The organism is Flavobacterium sp. ALJ2 (assembly GCF_015594725.1).
Classification (GTDB): Bacteria; Bacteroidota; Bacteroidia; order Flavobacteriales; family Flavobacteriaceae; genus Flavobacterium.
Window position 1 is genome coordinate 1 of record NZ_JADNRC010000043.1, and the last position, 1,277, is coordinate 1,277.

Annotated in this window: 1 protein-coding gene; it reads right to left on the reverse strand. The window is 33.6% G+C overall.

Annotated elements, in window-relative coordinates; translation table 11 throughout:
* Window positions 1–66 precede the first annotated feature (66 nt).
* A partial coding sequence (locus IUY40_RS19115; RefSeq protein WP_195738451.1) for a Calx-beta domain-containing protein occupies window positions 67–1,277 on the reverse strand: 1,211 nt, incomplete at its 5' end.

Here is a 1,277-nt window from a genome sequence, read left to right on the forward strand (position 1 = left end):
AAAAAAGCAAGTATCTCAATTGAAATACTTGCTTTTTTATAATCATAATAAGATTTAATAAAACACTTAGTTATTAAACAATACCGTTGCTGTTGCTTTGTTCTGTTTTTCAGAAACACTAATTGCACCTGCTGACGGTAAGCTATTAACTCCTGTTAGCTTCAAGGCTATGTCTTTGTCTCCTTTTTGTTCTGTGTCTGGAATAACCAAAACCTGAATGTCTGCTTCCATATTATCACAGTTTCCTGCAATAACTAAATCATGAGTATTTAAAATTACAAAATCCTTATTTAATACTGCTGTAGTATGATCGGCATCAACATCAAACTTAACTTTAATATCTGATCCTGAGCAATTTACCAGTTGCTTACCATCACTTATTTTGGTAAAAAACACTTTAAACATTGCTACTGGTAAGACACTCGATTCGTTTCTGTTAGATAATTTCGAGATATGTAACTCCGCAGGCTGATCTGTTATCTTTTGGATTTGTGAAATCGTACGTGCTCCACCTAAGAATTCTACCATTGATTCTACGCTATTTGACTCTACTCCTGTCAAAACTAATTGAACTGTTTCAGCATCTTCAAATAAATTATCATCTTTCGTTTTAACAAACAATTGTGCTCTAGATTCTCCTACAGCTATTTTTAATGGAGTTTTAGTATCTCCAAAAAAGTCTTGGTTTTCTGTAGCTGACCCATTACCAAACATATAGTTTAATTGGATAGCTTTGGATGTTTTGTTTACTAAAGGTTTTCCATCTTGACTAAACAAACCTACTTCATAAGATAAAGATCCTTTTTCTTCACAGTCTGAACCTCCTACAAAACGAACCACTGCTGGTTGGTTTATAATAGTTATTTTGGCTTGTTCTTTAGCTATGTACGTATGTTGTGGCGAAGATAATTTTACATTAAAATATTCTGAATCCTCAAAATAGGTATCACTCTTAATTGGAATTTCAATAGTTTTCTCAATTAGAGAACCTGTAGCAAAATCAGATGGCAGAAATGATAAAACTCCTTCTGATGGTAAATAATCTTCTCCTGTAGCAGTACCATCAAATAAGCTATAGCTTATTTTTACTGGCATTCTCACACCTTCTTTACGCAAAAAACCAGACAGAGTCACTCGTACACTTGCTGTCATAATACCATTTAATGGCTCTGATACAGAAATGTCATTGATAGTAGCCCCTTGGCTTATTTTGGTTATTCTTGCTCCAGTAGTTGTACCTGTTCCTAATGCAATCATTTCTCCTGATGGTAAATTTA